We start from the raw sequence: 1,236 nt of genomic DNA, 5'->3' as shown, positions 1-1,236 counted from the left end.
GCGTTGCAGGTCGCGCAGCAGGTTGATGACCTGGGCCTGGATGGAGACGTCCAGGGCGGAGACCGGTTCGTCGGCGACGATGAGTTTCGGGCGCAACGCCAGGGCGCGGGCGATGCCGATGCGTTGGCGTTGCCCGCCGGAGAACTCGTGCGGGTACCGGTTGTAGTGCTCCGGGTTCAACCCGACCAGCTCGAGGAGTTCCTGCACCCGTTTCTTGATGCCGCCGGGCGGGGTGATCCCGTTGACCTGCAACGGCATGGCCACGATCCGGCCGACGGTGTGGCGGGGGTTCAACGACGCGTACGGGTCCTGGAAGATGATCTGCAGGTCCTGCCGCAACGGCCGCAGCTCCCGCCGCCGGGCGTGGGTGATGTCCCGCCCGGCGAACTCGATACTGCCCGCGGTCGGCTCCAGCAACCGCACCAGCATCCGACCGGTGGTCGTCTTCCCGCACCCAGACTCCCCGACCAGGCCCAGCGTCTCCCCCGGCCGGACCTCGAAGTCCAGCCCGTCGACCGCCCGCACCGCCCCACCGGAACGGAACCCGTCCCGCACCGGGAAATGCTTGGTCAGGCCCCGCACCCGCAACAGGGGCTCGCCGGCGCTGCGGCCCTCGCCGAGCATCTTCGCCCGACCGTTGACGGACGCCGTGGTCATGGCCGCCTCCGCTGGTATCCGGTCCCCGGACTCCTCCGCGCTGCGTTGCTCGGGCTCATCGGGCCACCCCCGCCTGGGCGATCTCGTCGCGGTAGATGCGCTGCCGGGCGGCCTCCGGCAGGTGGCAGGCCACCTCGTGCCCCGGCTCGGCGGTCGGCCGCAGCTCGGGTACTGCGGTGCGGGACCGGTCGCCGTTGCGGCCGGCGTACCGGCAGCGCGGGTGGAACGCGCACCCCGACGGCAGATTGATCAGGCTCGGCGGATTGCCCGCGATCGGGACCAGGTCCGCGTCGGCGTCGCCGTGCAGCGACGGCACGCTCGACAGCAACCCCCAGGTGTACGGATGCTGCGGCCGCCGCAACACCTGCTCCACACTCCCCCGCTCCACCGCCCGACCCCCGTACATGACCAGCACGTCGTCGGCCACCTGGGAGACCACACCCAGGTCGTGGGTGATCAGAATGATCGCGGAGCGGAACTCCTCCTGCAGGTCGGCCAGCAGGTCCAGGATCTGCGCCTGCACCGTCACGTCCAGCGCGGTGGTCGGCTCGTCGGCGATCAGCAGGTCGGGGTCGTTGA

Annotated in this window: 2 protein-coding genes; both read right to left on the bottom strand. The window is 71.2% G+C overall.

Going from position 1 to position 1,236, the window contains the following annotated elements; genetic code table 11:
* A partial coding sequence (locus ACZ6S5_RS34895) for an ATP-binding cassette domain-containing protein (protein ID WP_466006555.1) occupies positions 1–657 on the bottom strand: 657 nt, incomplete at its 3' end.
* A gap of 55 nt (positions 658–712) precedes the next feature.
* A partial coding sequence (locus tag ACZ6S5_RS34890; protein WP_466006554.1) for an oligopeptide/dipeptide ABC transporter ATP-binding protein occupies positions 713–1,236 on the bottom strand: 524 nt, incomplete at its 5' end.

This window comes from Micromonospora sp. NPDC051924 (genome assembly GCF_055586005.1).
This window is presented reverse-complemented; position numbering and strand designations above follow the sequence as displayed.